Source organism: Sinorhizobium terangae, assembly GCF_009601505.1.
Classification (GTDB): domain Bacteria; phylum Pseudomonadota; class Alphaproteobacteria; order Rhizobiales; family Rhizobiaceae; genus Sinorhizobium; species Sinorhizobium terangae.
The window spans coordinates 437636-458625 of the sequence record NZ_WITC01000036.1; the positions used below are offsets into that span (position 1 = coordinate 437636).

A 20990-nucleotide genomic window follows, 5' to 3' on the forward strand; every position below is an offset into this window, starting at 1 on the left:
TTACAAGCCGACGCTTGCATAGGCTTCCCGGATGCGGGCCTGCCCCCAGTTTGTCAACTCCGACGGCGCTGCGCCGGGCCGGTCGAAGTCTACGCCCTGGCCGGCGGTAACCGTGCGCGTCACACCGCCGCCCCGGACCGAGACCGCTCCACGCTCGACGAAGACGGCAAAGGCGGCCCGGCTCGGGCCGCAGAAGAATTTCGTGCCGCGCACACCGATCATGCCGAAAGCTGTGCGCACCGCCACGTTCACCTTCGAAAGCCCTTCCGGACGGTCGAATACCATCCGGCCAAGACCGAGTTCGAGCGTGCCACCCTGGCCGGCGATGAACTTGTCGATCAAGAGTTCCGTTTGCGGACCGAGCAGGATGCGCGTCTCGCTGAGCGCCAAATCGGCAAAGCTGTTGGTGCTCGTCGACACATAATCGTTGTCGAGAACGTCACTGCCGACGGCAAGCCGCGCCTCGTCCTCTCCCTGCCGACGGCGTACATTGCCGCGTATCTTTTCCGCCTTGCCGACCACGGAATTGGGCGCCGCCCGCGCCGACCGGCCGGCGATCGCCGCCAGCATCAGGCCGCCGACAAAAAAACGCCTTTTCACAAATATCTGCCGCATCGGCTTTGCTCGCTGCTCCCGCAACGCTCCCTGTTCGAGCCTCCGGCGTTTCAGAGGATAACCGCACGCATAGGCGAAGCAAGACGCATCTCGCCTTTGCACGACGCAGGCGCCTCCCCCCCCCCGCAACTTCGCCGCCCGATGTGAAGCGCCGCTGTTTCCCCAGGAACAGGGCCGGCGCCGCGACCGCCGTAGGATCGGAGTGCTAAGAGGGAAACCGTCATGAGCAACCGGATCAATCAGTGCATTCGCATCGCCAACGTCCTGCTGTTGGCGGCCATCATGCTCCTTTCGTTTGCTGCGATCGCGCTGCCCGCGGCGCGCGCTTCCGACCTGACCGCCGCGGAACAATGCGACCGGGAAGCGGGCAGCGAATTCGACCTCGAGCGGAACAGATCGTTCCCGGCGGTTTCCACGGAAGACATCCGTATCGGTATCGCGCTTTCCGCCTGCCGCGAAGCCTATAACCAGAATGGCGATGCGCGCACACAATTCCAGCTCGCGCGTGTCCTCGACAAGGCCGGGCAGAAAGTCCAGTCGCGCCGCATCCTCGAGGAAGCCGCGCGCGGCGGTCATGCGCTCGCCATGGTGAATTACGGCGCCCTGCTTGCCGAGGCGGGCGAAGCGGAAACGGCGTTCGACCTCTATCAGCGAGCAGCGGCAGCCGGAAACATCCTCGCCGCCTACAATCTCGGTGTCGCCTATCGCGACGGTGTTGGCACCGACGCTGACGGCGCGCTTGCAATCCGCTGGTTTGAGCGGGCATCGATCGCCGGCGACGACGTCGCCGCATTCAATCTGGCGGTGATGCTCGACGAGGGCAAGGCGGTGCCGGAAGACAATCTAGAGGCCGCAAAATTCTACGGGCTCGCCGCCGAGCGCGGCAATGTCGACGCGATGATCAATCTGGGCCTGATGTTCGAAAGCGGTGAAGGCGTGCGGCGCAACCCTGTCGCCGCACAGGAACTGTTCAGGCAGGCAGCCAATCGGGGCGATCCGCTTGGGCAACAAAAGCTCGACCCGATCGCCACCGGCAGCGTTTTGCGCACCGCCATGCTGGCAAAGATGGACCAGTCCAAATGAAGACACCATCTGTGCGCGGCGGGATAATGCCCGCCGCACGATCGGGCCTCAGCGGATCTCGCCCGCCTGCGGCCCCCAGGTATCGGTCAGCGCAAATCCTTCGGCGAGCGGATCGAACGGATCCAGCGCCACCTGATGCAGGCCGAACGTCCAGCCCCGACCGGAGATGGTCGGAATGATTGCCGGCCGGCCGGCGACCGTCGTCACGCCCTCGAGCCCCACCTCGAACTCCGAGCCGATGATCGACCGGGATTTCAGCACGTCGCCCGGCTTGACTTGGCCGCGCGCGTGAAGCGTCGCGAGGTTGGCCGAGCTGCCGGTTCCGCAGGGAGAGCGATCGACGCGGCCTGGCCACATTGTCGTGCAGGTGCGGACCGTGCCATCCGTCTCGGTATCGCGAAACATCACATAGGCGACGCCGCTGATTTCGGGGATTTCCGGATGGACGACCGGGATCGTGCGATTGACGAGGTCCTTGAGCAGCATGCCCGCCTCGACCAGTAGCCGCGCATTCGCCTTTTCGATCGTCGTGCCGATCTGGCGGACATCGACCAGCGCATAGAAAATGCCGCCGAAGCAAAGATCGAGCTTGATGCGGCCCCATTCCGGCGTTTCGACCTCGACATCGAGCTCCTGCACGAAGGACGGCACCATGGTGAGCTTCACCCTTTCGCACCGTCCGTCGCGGCAGGTGGCCGTCGCCTTGACGAGGCCTGCCGCCGTGTCGAGCACCACCACCGTCTCCGGCTCCTTCATCTCGATCATGCCGGATTCGAGCAGGGCGGTCGTCACACAGATCGAATTGGAACCGGACATGGCATGGGCCTGATCCGCCTGGAGGATGATGAAGCCGGCATCGGCCTCCGGCCGCTTCGGCGGCACGAGCAGGTTGACCGAGCCGATCGATCCGGAACGCGGCTCAAGGCAAAGGAAGCGGCGCAGGCTGTCGTCGACCGTGTTGATGTGGTTCAACTGCTCGGCGATCGAGTTGCCCGGGATCTTCGGCACGCCGCCGATCGCCACCTTGCCGATCTCACCCTCGCAATGAACGTCCAGCAACTGGATCGTGCGCTTCCATCTCATGACCTATCTCCGGATATCGCGTCTTCTCGCCGTTCACCGATCTCGAACCAGGTCGGCGCCGCCGCCTGATATATCAGACGGAGTGATGTTGCATACAGTGTTCATTGGCCTGCTGCAAGATGGCCGACGACACCGTCTCGACAAGTACATCGACCCGTTGCCCATTCACCCAAAGTTGCCGCTTGACGGTTGTGCCGCGGGGCGGGAGCGTGAAAGTACCGCCTATCACCGAAACGAGCATGACGAAGTTCATCCTCTTCACCGATCTGCATATGGTTCCCGAAGGTGTGACGATCATCGGGCTCGATCCCTATCGGCGGCTCGCCAGCGGGATCGCTCACGTCAATCGCTACCATGCCGATGCGGATCGGGTGATTTTTGCCGGAGACCTCACCCACGGGGCCGACCGCCCGTCCTACGAGCGCCTGAAGGCACTCCTTGGTGAACTCGTTCCGCCGGCGGCGATGATGATCGGCAATCATGACAGACGCGAGGTTTTCCTCGATGTTTTTCCCGGCGCGGCGACCGATGAGAACGGCTTCGTCCAGCAGGTCATCGATTTTGACGACTGTCGCGCCGTGCTGCTCGACACGCTGTTCGCGCCGCCTTACGACTATCCGGTGAGCCACGCTGGGCATCTTTGCCGACAGCGCCTTGCCTGGCTCGACCGGCAACTCGCCGAGGCCGGCGGCCGGCCGGTGCTGATCTTCATGCACCATCCTCCGCATGTGACCGGCTTCACGAGCATCGACATGATCCGCCTTGTCAACGGGCAGGAATTCTACGAACTCGTGAAACGCCACGGCAACGTGCGCCACATCTTCGCCGGTCATGTTCATCGCACGATCAGCGGCTCGAGCCACGGCATTCCGTTCTCGATATTCAAGAGCCCGGTTCATCAGCAACCGATGCCCTTCGATACGCCGGACGCCTCGCTCTCCGTCGACGAGCCGGCGGCCTATGGCATCATCCTCATTACCAGTGACGGAGTCATCGTCCACACGGAAGACTACGAAATTGCCCGGCGCGACGCGGCAATGGCGTGACGACCATTTCGACGCCACTGCCTTCGTGTTAGGCTGGGGCCATGAGCCATTCCGTTTCATCCAGCCTGGATTTCGACTGTCAAAGCTGCGGCGCCTGTTGTGCCTATTCGGCCAATTGGCCGCGCTTCTCGCTGGAGACAGACGAGGAACTCGATCGCATTCCGGCGGAATATGTCGCTGCCGATCTCGGCGGCATGCGTTGCGAGAACGATCGATGCACGGCGCTCGATGGCACGCTCGGCCGCTTCGTCGCTTGCAAGATCTATGCGGTACGACCGATCGTGTGCCGCACATGTATGCCCGGTGACGACGAATGTCTGATTGCGCGCGCACGCCATTTCGGCGCAGCCGCCTGACACCGGATCATTCGGCACTGACGGCGACACTCCGCATGTTCCGCCGTTTGCTGGCGGGTCGATAGCGAAATATCCCGAGAACGGTGAAATTTGCCGGATGGATGTTCGGCGTTGTCAAGCGTATTTTCTGCCCACGAAATCAGGGGTGCCAGGCGCCCCGTTAGCCGCTCCGTGGAGGACCCCGTTCGATGAGCCAGACCAAGCTTCAAAAATCCCCCCCAGCCACGGACGCAGCGCCGGCGCCCTTTGCCGACTTCGCACCGCCGATCCGGCCGCAAACCACGCTTCGCCAGGCTATCACCGCCGCCTATCGCCGTCCCGAAACGGAATGCCTGCCGGCGCTCATCGAGGCGGCGACGCTGCCCAAAGAAATCCGCGATGCCGCCGCCAAAACCGCCCGCAAGCTGATCGAGGCGCTCCGTGCCAAGCACAAGGGATCGGGCGTCGAGGGGCTCGTGCACGAATATTCGCTGTCGAGCCAGGAGGGCGTGGCGCTGATGTGCCTTGCGGAAGCGCTGCTGCGCATTCCCGATACGGCGACCCGCGACGCGCTGATCCGCGACAAGATCGCCGACGGCGACTGGAAGTCGCACCTCGGCGGCGGTCGTTCGCTCTTCGTCAACGCCGCAACCTGGGGCCTCGTCGTCACCGGCAAGCTGACCTCGACCGTCAACGACCGCAGCCTCGCGGCAGCACTATCGCGGCTCATCGCGCGCTGCGGCGAACCGGTGATCCGCCGCGGCGTCGACATGGCGATGCGGATGATGGGCGAGCAGTTCGTCACCGGCGAGACGATCGACGAGGCGCTGCGCCGCTCGCGCGCGCTCGAACAGAAGGGCTTCCGCTACTCCTACGACATGCTCGGCGAAGCGGCGACCACGGCGGCCGATGCGGAGCGCTACTACAAGGACTACGAATCCGCGATCCACGCGATCGGCAAAGCTTCGGCCGGGCGCGGTATCTACGAAGGTCCCGGCATCTCGATCAAGCTCTCGGCGCTCCACCCGCGCTATACGCGGGCGCAAGCCTCCCGCGTCATGGGCGAACTGCTGCCGAAGGTAAAAGCGCTCGCGCTCATCGCCAAGAGATACGACATCGGTCTCAACATCGACGCCGAGGAGGCCGACCGGCTGGAGCTGTCGCTCGATCTTCTCGAAGAGCTCTGCCTCGACGCCGACCTTTCCGGCTGGAACGGCATGGGCTTCGTCGTGCAGGCCTACGGCAAGCGCTGCCCCTTCGTTCTGGATTTCATCATCGACCTCGCGCGCCGCTCGGGCCGGCGCATCATGGTGCGCCTCGTCAAGGGCGCCTATTGGGATGCGGAGATCAAGCGCGCGCAGCTCGACGGGCTTGAGGATTTCCCCGTCTTCACCCGCAAGATCCATACCGACGTTTCCTATGTCGCCTGCGCCCGCAAGCTGCTTTCGGCGACGGACGTGATCTTCCCGCAGTTTGCCACCCACAACGCGCAGACGCTCGCCACCATCTACCACATGGCTGGCAAGGATTTTCAGGTCGGCAAATACGAGTTCCAGTGCCTGCACGGCATGGGCGAGCCGCTCTATGACGAGGTCGTCGGCCGCGCCAATCTCAATCGTCCGTGCCGCATCTATGCGCCGGTCGGCACGCACGAGACGCTGCTTGCCTACCTCGTCCGCCGCCTGCTCGAAAACGGCGCAAACTCCTCCTTCGTCAACCGCATCGCCGACCCGAAGGTCTCGGTCGACGAGCTCATCGCCGATCCGGTGGAAATCGTCCGCTCCATGCCGGTGGTTGGCGCCAAGCACGACCAGATCGCCTTGCCGGCGAAGATCTTCGGCGAGACGCGCACCAATTCCGCCGGCGTTGATCTTTCGAACGAAGAGAGCCTCGCTTCGCTGACGGAGGCATTGAAGGCGAGCGCCGCGACCACCTGGGCAGCCGTGCCGCAACTCGCGACCGGCGTGGCCTCCGGCGAAACGCGCCCGGTCCTCAACCCCGGCGACCACCGCGACATCGTCGGCTCGGTGACGGAAACCTCGGACGAGGATGCCAAGCGCGCGGCCCGCCTCGCTCTCGAGGCTGCCGACGCATGGGCCGCGGTCCTTCCGGCGGAGAGGGCCGCCTGCCTCGACCGCGCGGCCGACCTGATGCAGGCGCGCATGCCGACGCTCCTTGGGCTGATCGCCCGCGAGGCCGGCAAGTCGCTGCCGAACGCGATCGCAGAGGTGCGGGAGGCGATCGACTTCCTGCGCTACTATGCCGAACAGACGCGCCGCACGCTCGGTCCGGCCCATAAGCCGCTCGGGCCGATCGTCTGCATCAGCCCCTGGAACTTCCCGCTGGCGATCTTCACCGGCCAGATTGCCGCCGCACTCGTTGCGGGCAATCCGGTGCTTGCCAAGCCGGCGGAAGAAACGCCGTTGATCGCCGCCGAAGGCGTGCGCCTGCTGCATGAGGCCGGCGTCCCGGCCAATGTCCTGCAACTCCTGCCGGGCGATGGTCGTGTCGGCGCGGCGCTGGTCGCGGCACCGGAGATCGCCGGCGTGATGTTCACCGGTTCGACGGAGGTCGCGCGCCTCATTCAGGCGCAGCTTGCCGACCGGCTTTCGCCTGCCGGGCGGCCGATCCCGCTGATCGCCGAGACCGGCGGCCAGAACGCGATGATCGTCGATTCCTCGGCGCTTGCCGAGCAGGTCGTCGGCGACGTGATCGCATCAGCCTTCGACAGCGCCGGCCAGCGCTGCTCGGCGCTGCGCGTGCTCTGCCTGCAGGAGGACGTCGCCGACCGCACACTCAATATGCTGAAGGGGGCGCTGCACGAACTGAACATCGGCCGCACCGACCGCCTTTCCGTCGACGTCGGCCCGGTCATCACCGCCGAGGCGAAGGGCATCATCGAAAAGCACATCGACGCGATGCGCGGGCTTGGCCGCAAGGTGGAGCAGATCGGCCTTGCCGCCGAGACGGATCAAGGCACCTTCGTGCCGCCGACGATCATCGAGCTTCAGAAGCTCTCCGATCTCAAGCGTGAGGTCTTCGGGCCGGTGCTTCACGTCATCCGCTACCGCCGCGATGATCTCGACCGGCTGGTCGATGACATCAACGCCACCGGTTACGGGCTGACCTTCGGCCTCCACACGCGCCTCGACGAGACGATCGCGCATGTGACGAGCCGCGTGAAGGCCGGCAACCTCTATGTGAACCGCAACATCATCGGCGCCGTCGTCGGCGTGCAACCCTTCGGCGGGCGCGGCCTTTCCGGCACCGGCCCGAAGGCAGGCGGCCCGCTCTATCTCGGCCGGCTGGTGACGACCGCGCCGGTGCCGCCGCAGCACAGCTCGGTTCACACGGATCCTGCTCTCCTCGACTTCGCCAAGTGGCTCGATGGCCGCAGCGCGAGAACCGAAGCGGAAGCGGCACGCAACGCCGGCAGCAGTTCGGCGCTCGGGCTTGAGCTGGAGCTGCCGGGACCGGTCGGTGAGCGCAATCTCTATGCGCTCCACCCGCGCGGCCGTATTCTGCTCGTTCCTGAGACCGAGACGGGCCTCTACCATCAGCTCGCCGCCGCGCTCGCGACCGGCAACAGCGTCGTCATCGACGCTGCCTCCGGCCTGCAGCCTTCGCTCAAGGACCTGCCCCAGAGCGTCGCCGTGCGTCTCTCCTGGTCGAAGGACTGGGCCGCGGACGGACCCTTCGCCGGCGCCCTCGTCGAGGGTGACGCCGAACGCGTCCGCGTCGTCAACAAGGCGATCGCGGCGCTACCCGGTCCGCTGGTGCTCGTCCAGGCTGCGTCGAAGGAGGAGATTGCCCGCAACCCCGACGCCTACTGCCTCAACTGGCTCCTGGAAGAGGTCTCGACGTCGATCAACACCGCAGCGGCCGGCGGCAACGCCAGCCTGATGGCGATCGGCTAAGGGCGCCGATTTGCCCCTCACCCTAACCCTCTCCGCGCATGCGGGGAGAGGGGACGTGCTCACGCCGACGGTATCACTCTGCGGCTTTGCGAAGGGCGAGGCCGTGCCGCGAGTCCTTTCTCCCCGCCTGCGGGGAGAAGGTGCCGGCAGGCGGATGAGGGGCAGACCCCGATGACCTGCGCCCCGCTAGCGCCCCCTTCCCCAATCCGCTATCACCGCCTGAAAAACGGAAGCAGCGGATGTTCACGCTCCAGCGCATCGAGACCTCGACACAGGAAATCAAGAAAAGCCGGTTCCTGGCGATCGCCAGCCCGGTCGAGGACGAGCCATCGGCAAAGGCCTTTCTCGCGGCCCATTCCGACCCGAGCGCCAATCACAATTGCTGGGCTTGGCGCATCGGCCAGACCTATCGGTTCAGTGACGATGGAGAACCCAGCGGCACGGCGGGCAAGCCTATCCTTGCGGCGATCGACGGCCAATCGCTCGATCGCGTCGCAGTCGTCGTCACCCGACGGTTCGGCGGGGTCCTGCTTGGAAGCGGCGGGCTGATCCGCGCCTATGGCGGCACCGCGGCACTCTGCCTGAGGGCTGCCGAAAAGGCCGAACTCGTCGACACGCAGCGCGCGACGATCGTCTGCGACTTTGCCGATCTTGCCCTGATCAAAGCGCGACTGACGGCCCGCGGCGTAGCTCTTGCCGGAGAAACATTCACCGACAGAGGGGCGGTCCTGACGGCCGATATGCGGGAGGACATCGCGACGGAGGTCGTTGCACTCGTCACCGATCTCAGTCGCGGCAAGGCGATCGTCTCGCTCGAAAACTGAACTTCCATGCGAAGTACAACCAGCATAGAAGTCACACCGACGCAGAACAGGGCGAGGACATCGAAATGAAAACAAGAGTTTTAGGACGAACGGGTGCAACGATCTCGGAAGTCGGCTTTGGCGCCTGGCAGATCGGCGGGGCCTGGGGCGACGTCAGCGAAGAAGACGGCAAGCGCGCGCTTCACGCCGCGCTCGACAGCGGCGTCACCTTCATCGACACGGCCGACGTCTATGGCGACGGGCGTTCGGAAAAGATCATCGCGACGGTGCTGAACGAACGCGGCGGCGAAAGACCCTTCGTTGCCACCAAGGCCGGCCGCCGACTCAATCCGCATGTCGCCGACGGCTATACGGCCGCCAATATCGAGGCCTTCATCGACCGCAGCTTGAAAAATCTCGGCGTCGAGACGCTCGATCTCGTGCAACTCCACTGCCCGCCGACGGATGTCTATTATCGCCCGGACGTCTTCGAGGCGCTCGACCGGCTTGTCGCCAATGGCAAGATCCGCAACTACGGCGTTTCGGTCGAAAAGGTCGAGGAAGCGTTGAAGGCGATCGAATATCCGGGCGTCACCACGGTTCAGATCATCTACAACATCTTCCGTCAGCGTCCCCAGGAATTGTTCTTCGCCGAGGCGCGGAGGAAGGATGTCGGCGTCATCGTGCGCGTTCCGCTCGCCTCCGGCCTGCTGACCGGCAAGATCGGCAAGGACACGGTTTTTGCGGCTGACGACCACCGCAATTTCAACCGCCACGGCGAAGCCTTCGATGTCGGTGAAACCTTCGCAGGCGTGCCTTTCGACGTCGCGCTCGAGGCGGTGGAAGAGTTGCGCGCGCTGGTGCCGGCCAATGTGCCGATGGCCCAGTTCGCACTACGCTGGATCCTGGAGCAGCCGGCGGTTTCTGTCGTGATCCCCGGCGCCCGCAACGAGGCGCAGGCGCAGTCGAACGCCGCGGCAAGCGCGGTTCCGGCACTCGACAATGCGACACTGGCCGCGATCGCCGTGCTTTACGAGCGGCTGATCAAGGTTCATGTTCATCAGAGATGGTAAAACACCGGCGCCCTGCGGAAAGACGCGGAGCGCCGGAAGGAAGGCGCCGATGCAAGAGGCCTTCGATCTTGAGCGCTTCGTGAAAGCGCAGGAAAGCACGTATCGCACCGCGCTCGCGGAACTCACCGCCGGCGCCAAGCGAACCCATTGGATGTGGTTCATCTTTCCGCAGATCGAGGGCCTCGGCCATTCACCGACGGCGCAATATTATGCGCTCGCGAACCTGGACGAGGCGCGCGCCTATCTCAGGCATCCGCTGCTTGGCCACCGCATTCTTGAATGCACGGAGGCGGTCAATGCCGTTCTGGGCCGATCGGCGCTCGAGATTTTCGGCCGACCGGATGACCTCAAGTTTCGCTCGTCGATGACGCTGTTCGAAAGCGCCGGCCCGACGGTCGGCGTCTTCGCAAGGGCGCTCGAGCGCTATTTCGACGGGGAGAGGGATCCGAGGACGCTTGAAAAGCTCGGTAAAGGCTGACGCCGACGTCTTCACAATGTCTACAGAAGAAATAGCAGCATCAACGTCGAGAAGACAGCGAGCCCGACGATGACGAACATGAGTTCCTTCATCATATAGCGATACATAAAGCCCTCCTTGCCGTGACCGGCGTCGGGAAGCACGCTTTTTATATGGGTATCGAGCAAAGGGTTGTTAAGCAGCGACCTGCACACGACAGCGTGAAGGCGACTGCCATCACAGCTCCGCTTGAGCCGTCGCAGGGCAGATTTCGAACGTGTCGAGAAGTATCGAACGCCGGCAAAGTCTCTGCAGGCGAGCGGAAAAGTCCTCCACTGTGTAGGTCGCACAATGGAGGGTTGCGATCGCGAGCGACGGCGCTATCTGAAACGCTGTCACAGCGACCTTACAGCGCCGCGCGTCCAATCGGACGCGCAAAGCTCGCTGTAGCACTTTGATTTGCTGCATGATTTTATCCTTAAATCCATTCCGATTTAAGGAATCATGCAGTAGCGCGTCCGATTGGACGTGCTGCGCTGCGGCGTCCCGATCATCTGGAGCGTGACCATGGTCGTCAGGCTGATCGTTCAAACCCTCATCTGGTTTGGGATCATCGCAATGGTGCTCTTCGCATCGGCTGGAACCCTCGCCTGGCCGGCCGGATGGGTTTTCCTCGCGATGATGCTGACGGTCTCGCTGATCGCCGGACTGTCACTCGGCCGGCATGATCCGGAACTGCTCAAAGAACGGCTATCGGCACCGATCCAGAAAGATCAACCCTTCGCGGACAAGGTGCTCCTCACGATCATCTTTCTATTCCTGTTCGGCTCATTTGCGTTCATGGCGCTGGATGTCGTGCGGTTCCGATGGTCGTCGGCTCCGCCATGGGTGCAGGTGCTCGGCGCCTTGGCGCTCCTGCTCTCGATCTGGCTCAACTATTGGACATTCAGGGAAAACAGCTTCGCGGCACCGGTCGTGAAAATCCAGAAGGAGCGGGCACAAAGGGTTATCACCACCGGGCCATATCGCCACGTCCGCCATCCGCTTTACGCCAGCGCCCTCGTCTTCGTCGCAGGCACATCGCTGCTCCTCGGCTCCTGGTGGGGGCTCGGGGCGGTACTTGTGTTGGCCGCCTTGCTCGCCATTCGCATCCGGATCGAGGAACAGGCTCTTCGGACCGGGCTCGCGGGATATGACGACTATGCAGCGCGCGTTCGCTATCGCCTCATCCCTTTCGTCTGGTAGCTCCGATCGACGTTACGGCGCGCTTGTGCCGCGCTCGGCCCGGAGGATGCGATCGGTAGCTTCCGACATTTCGGCACGAGCACGGCTATCGCCGCGTGCCGGGGGCTGCGATGTTTGCCCGGGCGGCATCAGGAGTTCCTCGAGGAAATAGGCAGAAAGCGCAGCCCGGCCGGAGAGTTCTGCCTTGTGGTAAACTGCGGTCGCTTGCTGGCGTATCGTCGCCTCGCTGGCCCCGCGAAAGCGCGCGATCTCCTTGTGACTGAACCCCTTGAGCAGCAGAAGTCCGACCTCCTGCTCCGCCTGGGTACAGCCCCAGGCGGCGAACTGGCGTTGGATCGCGGCACCGAGTTCCTGAAAATGATCGGCCAGGTCGGCACGCCACTGTGCATCGCGTGCTCGAATGCGCGCCACCTCGTCACGTAGGCCGAAGCTTTCCGCCTCCTGCTCACGCAGCCGAGAGGACAGCAGCGCAACACAGGCCGAACAGCCGACGAGAAGCGCGATGCTCACCGCCTCCGTCAACAGTTCTGTGACTGTTAGCTCCTCCTCCTCTTTCACGACCTCAAGGCCGAGCAACAGCGCAAATGCCGATACCGCACCCGCGACAAGGATCGTTCGGCCACGTCCCCTGGTCCAATCCATGGTTCGCCTCCCCGGCTCATCACGGTGGCGTCCCGCAATTTGCTGTGCCGTCGTGATTTTGCGCCCGCAGGCCTGACTCCGCAACAGACGGGGCGCAAAAGCGGCTCAGGCGAAGAAGAAACCATCGGCACTCAGAGAGGCGGCGCCGGTGGCTGCGACATCGACATTGCCCGGGGCGATCAAATCGGTACCGTCGAGCCAATCATCGTGGATGCGTTCGCCAAAAGAGAAGGCCCAATCCTCGGCCACGACCAAATGGCCCCCGCTGGTGCCGAAATCTGTGGCCCGCTCATGCGGCGCCGCGTCGGCGAACTGGAAAGTGTCGCCGGCAAGCCAGTCTCCGAGGGGATCTTCGTATTGATGCTCGGTCCGGTCGTCGGCCGGGAGGTCACCTGCGCTGATGCCGATCGGCTCACTGCCACCCGTCGCTCCGGACTTTGCGCCTCCGGCTTCGCGAACGAGTTGACCGAGCGTCTCGGACGGGAGCGGCATATCGCTGACCGCAACGATCGCGTCGTTGAAATCGCCGTCATAGTCGGGACTGGTGTTCAACCGGTCTTCGAAGCCGACGATCTCGATCCCGGCTGTCCCGGGCACCTTCGAGGAAAGCCCGATCGCCTGCATGCTGCCGGCGGGGTTCAACAGATTTGACCCATCATCGGCCCCGAGAGCGCTCAAGGGCTGAATCGGCAGAATGTTGCCGGCGTCGTCCATGATAGTCGGCGCGAATGGATCGTTCGCGTTGGCCGTCGCACCGGTCAGGAGGTTCTTGAGCTGCAGGCCACCATCGGCGAACTGCTCCAGATCGACTCCGATCTCGTCCACGCCGCGCACCAGGAACAGGCACAGGCTCTGGCCTTCCGGCACGTCGATAGCCACCGACTCGCCGTTTGACGCATCGGAGAGATCCGACACCAGTATGCGCGCTTCGCTGATGGCGCCGGTCGCGGTGTCTACGAAATAGGCGCCCAGCGCGTCAGTGCTGTCGGTGGAGCCGCCGAGCACCGTCACCTGCTTCGTCGTCCCGGTCCCGGTGAAGTCCGCCAAATCAAGATCACGTACGTCGGGGAGATCCTTTACCTCCTTGCCTTCGTGAAGCGAAGCCAAAGCAGGCGTGACGTCGTCCGTGTCGTCATCCGCCACGCCGACCACGCCTCGTCGGTAGAGATCGGCCTTCGACGTGATACTGCCGTCGGGCGCCAGCTCAAGCTCGGCGATTTCGCCCACGCCGGGCGCGTAAAATTTGAATTCGGCACCGGTGGACAGGGCGGAACTGTCGATCGTTTTGATTACGTCCTCGAATTTCCCCAAGGGCGTCTTCATGCTGAGCCCGATCTCCGCGAGGATACTTTCGTCCTCCGCGATGCCCGGAGCGAATTCTTGATAATAGGCCGTGCCGAATTCCGGGGTCGCCTTCATGGCCCAGCCCGGCTGGTTGCCGGGATCATCGGCCGACCATTGGCCGTCATGATTGACGCCGATGAAGTTTCCGTCGTCATCGTACTCGTAATTGACGACGATCTCGCCGAAGTACCACACATTGCCTGCGGTATCCTGTGCATACCAATCGAAGGTGTCCTCGAGAATCACGTCGTCCTCGTAGACCGTGTCGCGGATTACCGTCGTACTCACTCCACGGACCTCGAACGTCGCGGAGGTGGTGAAGACGTCGTTGCGCTCCGTCGTGACCTCGCCGGTATTGGGATCGATCTCATCGCCCTTGTAGCTCAAGACGTGACCGGGGATCAGCGGCAGGTAAGGGTTGTCGATCGGCGCGCCGGGAATGAAGGTCGCCGCACCGAAATCGGGTAAGATGGCCATGGCATGTCCTCCGAGGTGATCGCGTCGCGGACGCGCCCCAACCGCCCGCTCGCCGCTGCAGCAACATGCGGCGGTTGTCCGCTCGCGGGAATCCGGCAGGTGTGACGTGGGAAAGGCTCAAAAGTTCAAGGGCCTGGGCGACCCATCTTACGGATGTGAGATATGCAGGCCCGCCCGATCGTCCTCATCAAGGGCGAATTCCGATGCTGGTGGCCGCCCATCATTCCGATCAACTGGACCTCGTGGGAACACTCTGCCGGTTGGCTCCCTTTCGCGGCGACATTGGTGGTGGGCACTTCATGCGCTATGGTCGGCCCACCGGGTGTCAAACGGGTATTCGACGACCATGCGGATTTCGCTTTATTCGGAAGGGAGCAAGGGAAAGTCCGAACCCCGCCAGGCCGACGGCGAGAGGAGCTGACTGGGCCGCCATGCGTCTTCTCGCCTCCGCCTGCGTCGGCACGCTGTTGCTGTCGCTCCCAACCACAGCAATGGCCGAAGACGCCGTGCCAGCGCTCGTCGAAGCCTGCACCGCGCCCTGTGCCGGTTACGAAGTTTCTACGGAGCTCCAGAATGACTGGTTGTTTGCCGCCAATCCCTCTGTTTTGAGGTCCGACGAACTGCAGCCGACAATTACCGTCGATCTGTTCTTCGCGCCGACGGACTATTTGCGGTTCGTCACGTCGATCATCACGGAGCCGGTTGTCGAGCCAGAGCCTGGCGAGAACATGATTTTTGAAGGGATCGGGACCTACCTGGCCGAACTTTACACCACGGTCGAAGCGGGCCCGGCCACCGTGAGGGCCGGAAAATTCGATACGATCTTCAGCCTTGCCAGCGAGGTCGCGCCCGGAATCAATGCCACGGACCTGGTGTCGGATTTCGACGCGGACGAGCGCGTCGGTGCCGAGGTCGTATTTAACTTCGACGGTCTCGGGATGGATCAGGCCCTGGCCGCAACTCTGTTCACCACCGACCGATCGATCTTCAGCGATTCCCTGTTCACCGCTCGGGGGCGGACGCGACTGTCGGATGGCGGCGCCGGCAACACCGATGGCCTGTCTTCGCTCTCGCTTGTCCTTGACGGCTGCAGAGGGGCGGAGCCGAGTGATTGCTATCTGGACGGTGATTACGGCTACAGGCTGGGCTTCCGGTACCAGAGGGCCGGAGAGCCTACCGGCGAGGACATGGAAGAAGGGCTGACACCCGAAGACGAACTGGCCTACCTGGCGTCGGCGACCGCAAGCCTTCAGATGAACGAGATGACGCTGAGGCTGCTCGGCGAGGCGGCGTATCTTCGGCATTTCGACAGCGGTCCGGTCGATGCATTCGTCCTCACGGGTTCGGCCGCGCTTGAGCTGGAGCCGTTGACCTATGTCGCGAGCTATACCCAGCAGCTCAATCTTGTTGACAGCGGGCCGGACACACGTCAGCACCTGGCTGACCTCGAGGTCATCTATGATCCCGACGAGGAGCATGGCGAAGGCATGCCGTTCGAAGGCACGGGATGGAAACTCGCCGCCGCTTACACATTTACACGCAATGCCGACGAGGAAACGGCCCACATTTTCAGCGTTCGAGCGGTTTACGATTTCGACGGAGACGTGGAGTTCGATGCGCCGTGAGACGGGTCGCCGTCCGCCGTCATGTTCGGTTTTCCGTCCACATCACCGCTCCAGCGCATTTAAGAAGGACGAGTATGATCTAGCCGACGCTCCTTCTGCTCGGATCCGGCAGCGTCAGATCGTGAAGTAGCCGCCAGACCCATCAAGTGGTGAAATGGGCGCCCCCAATAACCGAAGGAGGGTTTCATGTCGGAACATGTCAGCGATGGGATCCTGGAGCACAACCGGGAGGCGGCGGCACTCTGGGGAGCAGGAGGCAGGCACTACGACCTTGTCAGCTTCGCGATCTCCGACGCGCTGGCGCATGCCGCCCAGCGATTGAGCCCGAAGCCCGGCGACAAAGTGCTCGACGTCGCGACCGGCACCGGCTGGAGCGCGCGCAATGCGGCGCGCTTCGGCGCAAACGTCACGGCGATCGATATTTCGGCCGATCTCATCGACGCTGCCCGCCAGCTTTCATCCGGCGTCGAGCCGCCGATCGACTTCCGCGTCGCCGATGCCGAGAACCTGCCCTTCCCGAACGAAAGCTTCGACAAGGTGCTCTCGACCTTCGGCGTGATATTTGCCGGGGATCACCGCCGCGCGGCGAGCGAACTGGCGCGCGTCTGCCGCAAAGAAGGGCGGCTCTGCATCTCGGCTTGGTCGCCGACGGGCGCCGTCGCCCGCTTCTTCGCTGTAATCAGCGCGCACACGAAGGCGCCGCCTCCGAAGGAATCGTCGCTCTCGTGGGGTGATCCGGCCCGTGTTGAAGACCTGCTCGGGCAAGAATTCAGGCTCACTTTCGAACACGGAACCAACAACGCCTATCATGAAAGCGTCGAGGCGATCTGGAACTGGTATCTGCGCGGCTTTGGGCCGTTGCGCATGCTCTACGAAGGCTTGAACGAAGGCGAAAGGGCAGCGCTGAAGCGCGATGTCGACGCCTATCACGCGCACTACCAGGTCGAGGCCGGGCTCCACATCAAGCGTGAGTATCTCGTCATCATTGGCGAGAAACGATAGATGTCCGTCGGCGGGACGTATCCGTGGCGAAGCAAGGGGATTGGCAACGCTTTCGATGCGCTGTGACTGATCCATCGGCAACATCAATGCGATGGGCTGCAATGTAGTGCCTTGAGGGGAAGTGGCGCACCCGAAGAGATTCGAACTCCTGACCCCCAGATTCGTAGTCTGGTGCTCTATCCAGCTGAGCTACGGGTGCTTGCCTGAAGCGGTGAGAACCGCTTGCGTGGCGATCCTCTACTGGGTCCTTTCGGCGATTGCAAGCGCCTTTCGGGAAAAAATTTCATTTTTGCGACAACAGTGGATAAGGCCCGGAAAGACCGATTGGGGCCGGGCGATGAGAACACTGGCAGCCCAAGGAGGGAATATCAGGGCCGCGCCTTCGAGCGGAAAGCGTCGAGCGGCACCGGGCGATCCGGCAGTTCGATGCGGAACAGCGTGCCGGGTGTCGGCTTTTCGACGAGCGCGATCGTGCCGCCATGGGCGAGTACCAGTTCGCGGGCGATGGCGAGCCCGAGGCCCGTGCCGCCGGAGCGCGCCGAGCCGCGAAATGCGGCAAACAGGTTTTCGCGTGCCTTGGCCGGCATGCCCGGCCCCGTATCGTCGATGGAAATCGTAACCACGCTGCCGGTTCGCATGGCCGAAACCGAGATCGACCTGGAGCGGCCGTCCTCCGGCTCGTGATTCGTCAACGCCTCGACGGCGTTGCGGCAGATATTGTGGACGACGCGAAAAAGCTGCTCGCTGTCGGCGTCGACCACGACGTCGTCGCGTATCTGGATCTCGAAATCGATGCCGCTCTGGCCGTCGATGGCGAGGAGTTCCGAGACGTCCTCGACGAGCGGACGCAGCGCGACAAAGCGGCGGTGCGGTTCTGCCTCAGCCGTGCGCCCGTAGGAGAGAACCTCCTGTGTATAGCCGACGGCGCGGTCTATCGTCCTCAGCAGCGTCGGTGCAAAGCGTTTGACCACCGGATCATCGACATCGGCGAGCCGGTCGGAGATGAGTTGCGCGGACGAGAGGATGTTGCGCATGTCGTGGTTGATCTTAGAAACCGCGAGGCCGAGTTCGGCGAGGCTCTTCTGCTGTTTCAAGGTTTTCTGCAATTCGCGCTGCATGCTCGCGAGGTGCTGACCGGCGATCGCCAGTTCATCACCGCCCTCCGGCGGAACGAGCAGTCGCTCCGGGTTCGACGGCTCTTCGGAAAACTCCTGCATGCTCGTCGTCATCCGCCTGATCGGCACGATCAGCATGCGGTTGATGGCGAGGAAGATCAGTGCCGCCGTAATCAGCGAAATCGCGATCGACAGAAGGAAAACGTTGCGTGAATAGACGAGCATCGCATTGCGCAGGCCCGCATCCTTCATCACCAGTTCGATCGTCGCATCGCTTTCGCCGAGCGGGCCATAGACGCGCACGATGCGCTTGCCACCGAAAAGCAGCGTATCGAACGCATCGCGTATCGCGCCGGCCGGGGTGAAGTTGGCGATGTCGTATTCGCCGTCGATCGCCGGCGGCATGTCGACGGTGGCGATCATCCGCGACGCATCCTTGCGGCGAATGACGATGGCCTTGGTTCCGGTCGCCATCAACGTGTCGCGCTGCACCGCCCGCGGAAGCTCGACATTCTGCAGTCCGTCGACCACGACGGCCGCAGCGGCGACCGTGTTCAGCCGATCCTGAAGCCAGCGGATCCGCATGTTGGCGACCGACGGCACGAAGATCAGCACTTCCGCCAGCATGACGAAGGCAACGGTCAAAAGCAGCAGCTTGCCGGAGAGCCCGCGGAGAAACCCCACGGCCGCTCGGGGCATACCATTCGCATCGGCCGGACGCGTGTCTTCCACCATAACTCTAGAACATTCCCTGCAACTCAGCCGAAATACCGCAGCATTCCGATCACGGATCGCACGAGCGGATTTCGCGCCACAGGGCCATAATAGGAGATCGATGCCTGTTTTCCAATCTCGGACAAGGTGGGATAGGGCGCCACATAGCCGCGGAAATGCTTGAGCGTCAGCCGATTGGCGACGGCGAAAGCAAAGCCGTTGATCATCTCTCCGGCACCGGCGCCGGCGATTGCAGCACCGAGGATCCGACCACGCCGCGTGACCGTGATCTTGATGAGGCCCCGGCCGAGGCCGTCGGTGCGGGCGCGGTCATTGGCTGAAAAGTCCCAGCGGACGACGTCGACACGACCGAACTTTTCCCGTGCCTCCGCCTCGCCGGGGCCGACCTCGGCCAGTTCCGGATCCGTGAACGTGACCCTCGGGACGATGCCTCGGTCTTCGCGCGCCGGCAGGCGGAACAGGATCTGCTGCAGCACGAGCCGCGCATGATAGCCCGCGACATGGGTGAACTGCATGCCTCCTGCGGCATCGCCGATCGCATAGGCGCGGCGATTGCTTGTGCGCAGGTCCGCGCCAACGGCGATCCCCTTCGCGTCGTGGCGAATACCGGCGGCGTCGAGATCGAGAGAAGCGTGATTGGGGGCACGGCCGGCGGCCAGCAGCAGATCGCTGCCGTCGATGAAAAAACGCCCTTGCGCATTTTCGCAATGCAGCCGCACGCCGCCCGCGTGCCGCTCAACGGACAGGATGGCGGTTTCTTCATGAAGAATGATACCCTCGGCCCGGATCGCCTCCAGAACGATCGCCACCAGTTCCGGATCGTCGCTCGAAAGCGCTTTGCCGCTCTCAACGACCGTCACGCGTGCGCCGAGCCGGCGATAGGCCTGGGCCATTTCCAGCCCGACAGGTCCGGCACCGACAATAACGAGGTGTTTCGGCAGCCGTTTCAGATCGAACAGCGTCTCATTGGTGAGATACGGCGTATCGGAGAGCCCCGGAATTGCGGGAATGGCCGGCGACGAGCCGGTAGCGATCACGAAGCGCCGGGCCCGGATGAGATGATCGCCGACTGCCACCGTCCTGTCGTCGATGAAACGGGCCGCATCGGCGATGACTTTCACGCCAAGGCTCTCGAAGCGCTCGGCGGAATCATGCGGCGCGATTTCCCCGATGACCGCGTGGACCCGCGCCTGCAACCGTTCATAGTCGATGAGCGGCTCGCCTGCGGAAATGCCGAATTCCTCTGCCGCGCGGATCGCCTGCGCGTGTTTCGCGGCCGCGATCAGCGCCTTCGACGGCACACAGCCAAAGTTCAGGCAATCCCCACCCATCCGGCCGCGCTCGACCAGAACGACCGGCACGCCGAAGGCTGCGGCGCCCGCGGCCACGGACAGGCCAGCCGCACCGCCGCCGATTACGCAGATATCCGGATTGAGGACATTCGCCACGCCGCTCGCCGCCCCTTTCAGACCGCCTTGCGGCGCGACTGTATTAGCTTCAACGCCAGGGGCAATGCCGCGATGAGGGTCAATGCCGCAAGCCCCAGCGAAATGTCCCTCGTCGCGAAATCCGCAAGCGTAAGCTCGCCGCCTGTCGCCCCCGAGCGCGCGATCACGGCGTCGAGGCTGCGACCGAGCCAGGCATAGGCGAGCGTGCCGGGCACGATGCCGATCAGCGTCGCGAGGGCAAAGGTGCGCAGCCGCACGTCAAAGAATGCGGGTGCGATATTGACGACGAAGAAGGGAAAGATCGGCGCCAGCCGCAATACCAGGAGATAAAGGAACGCATTGCGCCGGAAACCTTCCGCCAGACGCTCCAGAAAGCGTCCGGCGCGGGGGCGCAGGAGGTCGCCAAAAACGCCGCGCGCGGCAAGGAACAGAAGGCACGATCCGAGCGTCGCCGCGGCGATCGCGATGATCCCGCCTGTAAGACAGCCAAAAAGAAACCCGGAAAATATGGTCAGCACCGATGCAGCCGGAATCGAAAAGACGACCACCGCGACATAGACCGCAAAGAAGGCAGTTCCCGCATGGAGCGGATGAGTATCGACATAGGCGCTGAGTATCTCGCGGTGATGGACGAGCGCCGTCAACGACAGGTATTGCGGCAGGCCAAACGCATAGCAGACGGCACCACCGAGAAGCAGGAGAGCGAATGGCACGAACCGCCACGGCGAACGGCGCGGCGCATGTTCAGCGTCGCTCCGCCCTGACGAGGGGTTCAGGGCTGCTCCTTCTGCCCCGTTTCTTACTCCATTGTTCATGCGGCCTTGCTTTCGGCGAGATCTACTCCTGAGTTAGAGGGAATCCGGACCCGGAACCAATAACGAATGGTCGCGCCGTCAAACGTCAACGTGAACAGTTCGTCCTGACAACTCACGTTGCCGTGAAAAG

The 20990-nt window shown here is 63.4% G+C and carries 18 protein-coding genes, 1 tRNA gene and 1 pseudogene; 11 read left to right on the forward strand and 9 right to left on the reverse strand.

The genetic code is table 11. The features are described from left to right. Nucleotides 1-615: a FecR family protein gene (locus GHK62_RS10445; RefSeq protein ID WP_153438715.1), complete on the reverse strand. Its 615-nt coding sequence runs from the start codon at nucleotides 613-615 to the stop codon at nucleotides 1-3. 222 nt (nucleotides 616-837) lie between these two features. Between GHK62_RS10445 and GHK62_RS34200 the strand changes: the two are divergent. After that, nucleotides 838-1383: pseudogene (locus GHK62_RS34200) on the forward strand (SEL1-like repeat protein); the annotation flags it as partial. Then, a complete protein-coding gene (locus GHK62_RS34205) occupies nucleotides 1384-1698 on the forward strand; it encodes a tetratricopeptide repeat protein (protein ID WP_327790992.1) in 315 nt (104 codons plus the stop codon). A 48-nt stretch (nucleotides 1699-1746) separates the two neighbouring features. On the opposite strand, the gene GHK62_RS10455 is transcribed toward GHK62_RS34205, so the two are convergent. Next, nucleotides 1747-2781 (reverse strand): proline racemase family protein, encoded by a 1035-nt coding sequence (locus GHK62_RS10455; protein WP_153438719.1) that lies wholly within the window; start codon nucleotides 2779-2781, stop codon nucleotides 1747-1749. Between the two features lie 239 nt (nucleotides 2782-3020). On the opposite strand from GHK62_RS10455, the gene spdA reads away from it, so the two are divergent. The 6 genes from spdA to GHK62_RS10485 all read left to right on the forward strand — a co-directional run bounded on the left by spdA (nucleotide 3021) and on the right by GHK62_RS10485 (nucleotide 10433). Further along, a complete protein-coding gene (gene spdA / locus GHK62_RS10460) occupies nucleotides 3021-3827 on the forward strand; it encodes a 2', 3'cyclic nucleotide phosphodiesterase SpdA (RefSeq protein WP_153438721.1) in 807 nt (268 codons plus the stop codon). 41 nt (nucleotides 3828-3868) lie between these two features. Then, the gene (locus GHK62_RS10465; RefSeq protein ID WP_153438723.1) at nucleotides 3869-4183 is read left to right on the forward strand and encodes a YkgJ family cysteine cluster protein; all 315 of its coding nucleotides are present in this window, start codon (nucleotides 3869-3871) and stop codon (nucleotides 4181-4183) included. A 188-nt stretch (nucleotides 4184-4371) separates the two neighbouring features. After that, nucleotides 4372-8079, forward strand: coding sequence for a trifunctional transcriptional regulator/proline dehydrogenase/L-glutamate gamma-semialdehyde dehydrogenase (putA, locus tag GHK62_RS10470; RefSeq protein ID WP_153438725.1), 3708 nt, complete (start codon nucleotides 4372-4374; stop codon nucleotides 8077-8079). A gap of 239 nt (nucleotides 8080-8318) precedes the next feature. Next, nucleotides 8319-8903: an IMPACT family protein gene (locus tag GHK62_RS10475; RefSeq protein ID WP_153438727.1), complete on the forward strand. Its 585-nt coding sequence runs from the start codon at nucleotides 8319-8321 to the stop codon at nucleotides 8901-8903. Between the two features lie 65 nt (nucleotides 8904-8968). Then, the gene (locus GHK62_RS10480; protein WP_153438729.1) at nucleotides 8969-9955 is read left to right on the forward strand and encodes an aldo/keto reductase; all 987 of its coding nucleotides are present in this window, start codon (nucleotides 8969-8971) and stop codon (nucleotides 9953-9955) included. Nucleotides 9956-10004: 49 nt separating this feature from the next. Beyond that, the gene (locus tag GHK62_RS10485; RefSeq protein ID WP_153438731.1) at nucleotides 10005-10433 is read left to right on the forward strand and encodes a DUF1810 domain-containing protein; all 429 of its coding nucleotides are present in this window, start codon (nucleotides 10005-10007) and stop codon (nucleotides 10431-10433) included. A gap of 20 nt (nucleotides 10434-10453) precedes the next feature. On the opposite strand, the gene GHK62_RS10490 is transcribed toward GHK62_RS10485, so the two are convergent. Then, entirely contained in the window at nucleotides 10454-10600 is a 147-nt protein-coding gene (locus tag GHK62_RS10490) for a hypothetical protein (RefSeq protein WP_153438733.1), read from the reverse strand. A 379-nt stretch (nucleotides 10601-10979) separates the two neighbouring features. On the opposite strand from GHK62_RS10490, the gene GHK62_RS10500 reads away from it, so the two are divergent. Further along, on the forward strand, nucleotides 10980-11657 hold the full coding sequence (locus tag GHK62_RS10500; protein ID WP_153438737.1) for a methyltransferase family protein: 678 nt from the start codon (nucleotides 10980-10982) through the stop codon (nucleotides 11655-11657). Nucleotides 11658-11669: 12 nt separating this feature from the next. Here GHK62_RS10500 and GHK62_RS10505 read toward each other — a convergent pair whose 3' ends face one another. Together GHK62_RS10505 and GHK62_RS10510 are read right to left on the reverse strand one after the other, a co-directional pair. After that, a complete protein-coding gene (locus tag GHK62_RS10505; RefSeq protein WP_153438739.1) occupies nucleotides 11670-12299 on the reverse strand; it encodes a helix-turn-helix transcriptional regulator in 630 nt (209 codons plus the stop codon). 105 nt (nucleotides 12300-12404) lie between these two features. Beyond that, nucleotides 12405-14120, reverse strand: coding sequence for a hypothetical protein (locus GHK62_RS10510; RefSeq protein ID WP_234886842.1), 1716 nt, complete (start codon nucleotides 14118-14120; stop codon nucleotides 12405-12407). A 203-nt stretch (nucleotides 14121-14323) separates the two neighbouring features. Between GHK62_RS10510 and GHK62_RS10515 the strand changes: the two genes are divergently transcribed. Continuing rightward, nucleotides 14324-15745: a hypothetical protein gene (locus GHK62_RS10515; RefSeq protein WP_234886843.1), complete on the forward strand. Its 1422-nt coding sequence runs from the start codon at nucleotides 14324-14326 to the stop codon at nucleotides 15743-15745. Between the two features lie 186 nt (nucleotides 15746-15931). Continuing rightward, nucleotides 15932-16747, forward strand: a complete 816-nt coding sequence (locus tag GHK62_RS10520) for a class I SAM-dependent methyltransferase (protein WP_153438740.1) — start codon at nucleotides 15932-15934, stop codon at nucleotides 16745-16747. A 122-nt stretch (nucleotides 16748-16869) separates the two neighbouring features. Here the strand turns inward: GHK62_RS10520 and GHK62_RS10525 are convergent. The 4 genes from GHK62_RS10525 to GHK62_RS10540 form a co-directional block, all read right to left on the reverse strand. Further along, nucleotides 16870-16946: transfer RNA gene (locus GHK62_RS10525), tRNA-Arg, on the reverse strand. A gap of 169 nt (nucleotides 16947-17115) precedes the next feature. Then, nucleotides 17116-18597: a sensor histidine kinase gene (locus GHK62_RS10530; protein ID WP_153438742.1), complete on the reverse strand. Its 1482-nt coding sequence runs from the start codon at nucleotides 18595-18597 to the stop codon at nucleotides 17116-17118. A 23-nt stretch (nucleotides 18598-18620) separates the two neighbouring features. Beyond that, a complete protein-coding gene (locus tag GHK62_RS10535) occupies nucleotides 18621-20045 on the reverse strand; it encodes a dihydrolipoyl dehydrogenase family protein (RefSeq protein ID WP_184108416.1) in 1425 nt (474 codons plus the stop codon). 17 nt (nucleotides 20046-20062) lie between these two features. Then, complete coding sequence (locus GHK62_RS10540; RefSeq protein WP_153438746.1) at nucleotides 20063-20860, reverse strand: TVP38/TMEM64 family protein; 798 nt, start codon at nucleotides 20858-20860, stop codon at nucleotides 20063-20065. Nucleotides 20861-20990: the final 130 nt, after the last annotated feature.

Excerpts from the sequence above, each read along its gene's own strand:
- GHK62_RS10445 (WP_153438715.1), bottom strand. The coding sequence starts at position 615 with ATGCGGCAGATATTTGTGAAAAGGCGTTTTTTTGTCGGCGGCCTGATG.
- GHK62_RS10455 (WP_153438719.1), bottom strand. The coding sequence starts at position 2,781 with ATGAGATGGAAGCGCACGATCCAGTTGCTGGACGTTCATTGCGAGGGT.
- spdA (WP_153438721.1), top strand. The coding sequence starts at position 3,021 with ATGACGAAGTTCATCCTCTTCACCGATCTGCATATGGTTCCCGAAGGT.
- GHK62_RS10465 (WP_153438723.1), top strand. The coding sequence starts at position 3,869 with ATGAGCCATTCCGTTTCATCCAGCCTGGATTTCGACTGTCAAAGCTGC.
- putA (WP_153438725.1), top strand. The coding sequence starts at position 4,372 with ATGAGCCAGACCAAGCTTCAAAAATCCCCCCCAGCCACGGACGCAGCG.
- GHK62_RS10475 (WP_153438727.1), top strand. The coding sequence starts at position 8,319 with ATGTTCACGCTCCAGCGCATCGAGACCTCGACACAGGAAATCAAGAAA.
- GHK62_RS10480 (WP_153438729.1), top strand. The coding sequence starts at position 8,969 with ATGAAAACAAGAGTTTTAGGACGAACGGGTGCAACGATCTCGGAAGTC.
- GHK62_RS10485 (WP_153438731.1), top strand. The coding sequence starts at position 10,005 with ATGCAAGAGGCCTTCGATCTTGAGCGCTTCGTGAAAGCGCAGGAAAGC.
- GHK62_RS10500 (WP_153438737.1), top strand. The coding sequence starts at position 10,980 with ATGGTCGTCAGGCTGATCGTTCAAACCCTCATCTGGTTTGGGATCATC.
- GHK62_RS10505 (WP_153438739.1), bottom strand. The coding sequence starts at position 12,299 with ATGGATTGGACCAGGGGACGTGGCCGAACGATCCTTGTCGCGGGTGCG.
- GHK62_RS10510 (WP_234886842.1), bottom strand. The coding sequence starts at position 14,120 with ATGGCCATCTTACCCGATTTCGGTGCGGCGACCTTCATTCCCGGCGCG.
- GHK62_RS10515 (WP_234886843.1), top strand. The coding sequence starts at position 14,324 with ATGCTGGTGGCCGCCCATCATTCCGATCAACTGGACCTCGTGGGAACA.
- GHK62_RS10520 (WP_153438740.1), top strand. The coding sequence starts at position 15,932 with ATGTCGGAACATGTCAGCGATGGGATCCTGGAGCACAACCGGGAGGCG.
- GHK62_RS10530 (WP_153438742.1), bottom strand. The coding sequence starts at position 18,597 with ATGGTGGAAGACACGCGTCCGGCCGATGCGAATGGTATGCCCCGAGCG.
- GHK62_RS10540 (WP_153438746.1), bottom strand. The coding sequence starts at position 20,860 with ATGAACAATGGAGTAAGAAACGGGGCAGAAGGAGCAGCCCTGAACCCC.